A 5,339-nucleotide genomic window follows, 5' to 3' on the forward strand; every position below is an offset into this window, starting at 1 on the left:
CCGCCAGTGAGAACAGCTCAAAGTCGGCTTTATCCACACCCGGGTTCGCCATTGCGTTCATGCGGAGCCCCGCAGGAAGCTTAGAAAACTGTTTATCGCTCGATAAATGCAGGAAGCGATAATAGACGTTATTCATTGCCATTAATGACGCTGCTGTTTTTGCCGCCGTCTTAACGTTTTCTTCAATTTTGCCTTCGGCTTCTTCTTCCACGGCCTGAGTCAGCTCGTCGTTCGACAAGGTGTAAACCAGCGAAAGTGCTGTGCCGTAGAACTGGTCATTTGTTAAACCTGACTGCTCAACGTTTGAGAACAAGCTCGACAGGTTTAATTTGGTGTCTTTACTGTGATCACCCAATAACTGTTTGTAGTCTGCAATTGCCATGCTTAACTCCTGAAATACTGTAAAAGTGCCTAGCAGGCGCCGATGGCAATGCCATCAGCGCTTAGGTTTGGGAATTAACACCGGTTAAAGGGTGTCGCCGCCCAGTGCACGGTTACAAGGGCAGAGTTCATCGGTCTGTAAACCGTCTAAAATACGCACGATTTCTGCCGGATTACGACCCACGTTCAGGTTGTTTACCGAAACGTGCTGGATAACGTTGTGCGGGTCAACAATGAAGGTCGCACGCAAAGCAACATTCTCAGCTTTGTCACGAACACCCAGGCCATCAACCAAAGAACCGTCGTCAGCAAAAGAGTACTGGTTCAGGCGGTCAAGGTCAGGGTGCTCACGGCGCCATGCCAGTTTTACAAATTCATTATCCGTGCTACCGCCCATAACAACGGCGTCGCGGTCAGCGAAGTCTTCATTCAGTTTAGCGAACTCAACAATTTCAGTTGGGCAAACAAAAGTGAAGTCTTTTGGGTAGAAGAAAATGATTTTCCACTTACCTTCAAAGCTGTTGTTGTCGATAGTTTCAAAAGCGCTTTCGCCATTCTCTTCCGGCATGTTGAACTTAGGTTTTGCCGCAATGACGCTGAATTCTGGTAGTTTATCGCCTACTGTTAACATAAATTGTCTCCGTGATTGGGATTTAAAGTGTATTCGTTCCTTAACGAGTCGAGAGCTAGTGTACGGACGGAGACAGATTGGATAAAACGAATAAAACGGATTATGATAATCGGAAATACCAATTAAAAACGCGACGGGTATCCCATGAGTAAATTACCAAGTCTGAAAAACCTAAGTTACCTGCTGGCGCTGCACCAGGAGCAAAACTTTAACCGCGCGGCGGCCGAGTGCAATGTTAGCCAGTCGACGTTAAGCAGTGGCATTCAAAACCTGGAAGAGCAACTGGACTGCCAGCTTATTGAGCGTGACCATAAGTCCTTTCTCTTTACCGCCTTAGGCGAAGAAGTTGTGGAAAAAGCACGGGACATCATTAGCGCGTCGGAAGAGTTACTGCATTATGCGCAAGGGCAGGGCAATATTATGGAAGGCCCGTTAAGACTCGGCATTATTCCTACCATAGCCCCCTTTGTTATTGGCGAACTGAGTAAAAATTTACAAGACAAGTTCCCTAAGCTACTGCTGCAACTTTCTGAAGATACCACACAAAATTTACTGCACCGGCTGCGTAACGGCGAACTGGATATTCTCTTACTGGCCCTGCCGATGGACATTCAGGGCAACCAAAAATGGATACTGGGTCGTGACCCTTTCAAACTGGTGGTGCATAAGGAGCTGGCGGAAACAGTCGGGGAACCGGTTGACTACGACAAACTGCCTGATCGCAGTATTTTTCTGCTGGAAAAAGAGCACTGCATGACCGGTCACGCCGTCGCGGCCTGTCAGCTTACCGATTCCATTAAAATGAATCCTTTTACGGCGACTAGCCTACACAGCCTGGTGCAAATGGCAGACGCCCGCTTAGGTGCTACCTTTGTTCCGCAAATGGCCATTGACCAGGGAATTTTAGAAAACACCGATTTGGTTTCATTAAAGCCAACCGGTCAGGAAGCTTCTCGTGATATCGGCCTGGTATACCGTCCGACCACCAGTCGTCGGCAAACCTTCCGCAAAATCGCGGAAGAAATTGCGCGCCTGTTGCCGGTCAATACACTCAACTAACGACGTCTGGCCGGTGGTAACGGATAACGTTCCGCCAGGCTGATGCTCTCGCCATCGGGCTTAATAACCCTGGCGTGGCGGCGGTTTAACCGGCGTGGATCGGTTACACCGCAGGAGTGCGCAATGATATTGACGCCATACTCCATATATTTGTGATAGTTAGCCGCACGTACCGACTTATTCTCAGGATCCAGCCCCCTCATCAGCTTAGGATCATCCGTTGTTACGCCAGTTGGACAAGTATTTTTGTTGCACTGCATAGCCTGAATACAGCCTAATGAAAACATAAAACCCCGGGCCGAGGTCACGAAATCGGCACCGATAGCAATAGCCCAGGCCACATCAGCCGGTGTAATCATTTTGCCGGAAACTACCACTCGGACACGCTCGTGCAAGCCCGCTTCTGTCAGTTTATCGATGAGTATCGGCAAGCTTTCCGTGACTCTTAAGCCAACGTAGTCCATTAGCGGCTGGGGTGCCGCTCCGGTTCCGCCATCGGCGCTATCCAGAGTGATAAAGTCAGGTGCGGCTTCTTCGCCGCGAGTTAAAATGCAATCTATCAGTTCGTCGATCCATGAAGGGTCGCCCATCACAAATTTAAAACCCGTTGGCTTGCCGGTAATATTACGAACCTTTTCGATAAAATCGAGTAACTCTTCATTATTGCTTATTTCCGGATGACGGTTTGGGCTGATTGCGTCTTCGCCTTCAACAATTCCCCGAATTCTGGCTATTTCACTGTTAATTTAACACCCGGGAGGATGCCGCCTTTACCTGGTTTAGCACCCTGGCTCAGTTTAATTTCAAACATTTTCACATTATCGTGACGACCGAGTTCTGCCAGACGGTCCTCGTCGAGTCGACCTTCTTTATCGCGAACACCAAACTTCGCAGTTCCCATTTGAAACACAATGTCGCAATGCCCCATTAAATGATAAGGCGACAAGCCACCTTCACCCGTATTCAACCAACAGCCGGCTTTTGCAGCCCCCTGCGACAATGACTTAACCGCAACCGGCGACAACGCACCGTAACTCATTCCTGAAATATGAAAGTACGACACCGGAGAATAAGGCGTCTCGCAGTAAGGACCAATGGTAATGGGTTCTGGCGATGTTGCCTGCTCAGCCATAGGCGGGTAGGGAGCGTTGCTGAAAATAATAGTTCCGGTACGACTTAAGTCACGTGTTGAACCAAAGGCAACGTTACGATCAGCGTTCTTGGCAGCCCGGTACACCCAGCTGCGCTGCGCCCGGTTAAATGGCATTTCCTCACGATCCATAGCAAAGAAATACTGACGCATAAACTCACCCATACGCTCAAACATGTAGCGAAAGCGGCCAATAACAGGGTAGTTATGTCTTATGGTGTGTCGGTTCTGCGTCCTGTCAACAACGTACATGATGCCAACAGAAACGACTAACCCAATAATAACCAGAACAAAAGCAGCGGCTAACCACTGCGCTAAAATCAGTAACGAGTCGGTACTAAACACCTTGCTGCTCATGAAGTTCCAATACCTTTTTACAATTGATAACAGTATTAACGGCCAAAGCGACGAACAGATCAAGCACAGTGTCATCAAAATTCCGATGAATGACGTATACTGAAGGTAATTCAATAAGAAGGAGAGACCGATGTTCAATCCAAAAGTTGTTTTAACCGCAATACTAGCGGCTTCTTTCAGTACTGCTGCAACCGCTGAAGATGTCGAAACGGAACGTCATAAAGTCAGTGTCAGCACACTTGCTGACGGCTTCACCAACCCCTGGGGCATGACATTTCTTCCGGATAAAAGCATTTTAGTAACAGAACGAACCGGAGATATCTACTGGGTATCAGCTAATGGTAGCTACCGCGAAAAAATCAGCGGCACCCCGGAAGTCGTTGCTAAAAGTCAGGGTGGCATGCTGGATATAACCGTTGACCCGGATTTTGAAGAAAACAATTGGGTTTACATTAGCTACTCCGAAGCGGCCCAGGACGACGGTAAAGGCAACAGTACGGCCGTTATGCGTGCCAAACTTAATGACAAAGAATTTACGGATAAAGAAGTTATCTTTCGCCAGGCACCAAAATATGAGAGCAATGCTCACTTTGGTTCACGGTTAGTCTTTTCTCCTGAGGGACACTTGTACATTACCTTAGGTGACCGTTACTCACGTATGGATGATGCACAAACGCTGGATAATCATCACGGTAAAATCGTACGTATTTGGCCGGATGGCAGCATACCGGAAGACAACCCCTTTGTTGGCAACGACAACGCACTTGACGAAATTTGGTCCTACGGTCACCGCAATGTGCAGGGCGCTGATATTCATCCTGAAACCGGAAAGTTATGGTCGGTTGAACACGGCCCACAAGGTGGCGACGAAGTGAATATTCCTGAAGCCGGTAAAAACTATGGCTGGCCGGAAGTGACTTACGGCGTTGACTACGGTGGTGGGACCATCAGCGAGGACGCCGTAAAAGAAGGCACTGAACAGCCGTTTTATTATTGGGTTCCGTCTATTGCAACTGCTGGCGCCACCTTTTACACGGGAGATGCTTTCCCTGAATGGAAAGGCGACTTCTTCGTTGCTGCCCTGAAAAGCTCCCTGGTAGCCCGCCTGGACTTATATGAAGGCCGCATGATGCATGAAGAGCGCTTGTTTGAAGACGCCGTTGATGCACGTATTCGTGACATAAACCAAGGGCCCGACGGTTACCTATACTTACTGACCGATGAGTCTGACGGTGCCATTATTCAGATAAAACCAGCGGATTAACCATGTCATATTCAGCAGTTTTAAAAAAACTCACTTACACGGGGCTGCCTTTATTGGCGGCCTCTTTCGTTGTTCATTCAACTGAAGTCGACGAAACCGTCGTGGTGACAGCCACTCAGAGCGAAACACCCTGGCTAACCACTGCGGCCAGCATTGACCGTGTTAACGTTGAAAACACCTTACCCTCCATGAAGATTGATGCCGGTGACGCCTTAGCCGGCGTTGCAGGAATTCAGGCAGACAGCCGTTATAACTACGCACAGGATACACGCCTGGTGGTTCGCGGCTTCGGCTCACGAGCCGCGTTTGGAGTAAGAGGTTTGCAACTTAATGTCGACGGTATTCCTTTGTCTATGCCCGATGGTCAGGCGCAAACTTCAAGTATTTTTCTCGACAGCATTGATTCGCTGGAAGTTTTACGCGGTCCGTTAGCTACCTTGTACGGCAATTCTGGTGGCGGTGTGGTTGAATGGTTCAGCCGCAAGCCGACTGAAACT

Annotated in this window: 5 protein-coding genes and 1 pseudogene; 3 read left to right on the forward strand and 3 right to left on the reverse strand. The window is 48.7% G+C overall.

The annotated features are described in order from the left end of the window. Both B3180_RS02510 and B3180_RS02515 read right to left on the reverse strand, forming a co-directional pair. Positions 1 to 382 (reverse strand): alkyl hydroperoxide reductase (locus B3180_RS02510; protein WP_286842833.1); only part of this gene is annotated, 382 nt, incomplete at its 3' end. 84 nt (positions 383 to 466) lie between these two features. Beyond that, positions 467 to 1,012, reverse strand: a complete 546-nt coding sequence (locus B3180_RS02515; RefSeq protein ID WP_011235799.1) for a peroxiredoxin — start codon at positions 1,010 to 1,012, stop codon at positions 467 to 469. 144 nt (positions 1,013 to 1,156) lie between these two features. On the opposite strand from B3180_RS02515, the gene B3180_RS02520 reads away from it, so the two are divergent. Further along, positions 1,157 to 2,071, forward strand: a complete 915-nt coding sequence (locus B3180_RS02520) for a hydrogen peroxide-inducible genes activator (protein ID WP_278356490.1) — start codon at positions 1,157 to 1,159, stop codon at positions 2,069 to 2,071. Here the strand turns inward: B3180_RS02520 and B3180_RS02525 are convergent. Next, positions 2,068 to 3,578 (reverse strand): annotated as a pseudogene (locus B3180_RS02525) (FMN-binding glutamate synthase family protein). The gene B3180_RS02520 and the pseudogene B3180_RS02525 overlap by 4 nt on opposite strands. 130 nt (positions 3,579 to 3,708) lie before the next feature. On the opposite strand from B3180_RS02525, the gene B3180_RS02530 reads away from it, so the two are divergent. Both B3180_RS02530 and B3180_RS02535 read left to right on the forward strand, forming a co-directional pair. Then, entirely contained in the window at positions 3,709 to 4,842 is a 1,134-nt protein-coding gene (locus tag B3180_RS02530; protein ID WP_199493892.1) for a PQQ-dependent sugar dehydrogenase, read from the forward strand. A gap of 2 nt (positions 4,843 to 4,844) precedes the next feature. After that, a partial coding sequence (locus tag B3180_RS02535) for a Plug domain-containing protein (protein ID WP_286842838.1) occupies positions 4,845 to 5,339 on the forward strand: 495 nt, incomplete at its 3' end.

It is taken from the genome of Idiomarina sp. UBA4206, assembly GCF_002383015.1.
Taxonomy (GTDB): Bacteria; Pseudomonadota; Gammaproteobacteria; order Enterobacterales; family Alteromonadaceae; genus Idiomarina; species Idiomarina abyssalis.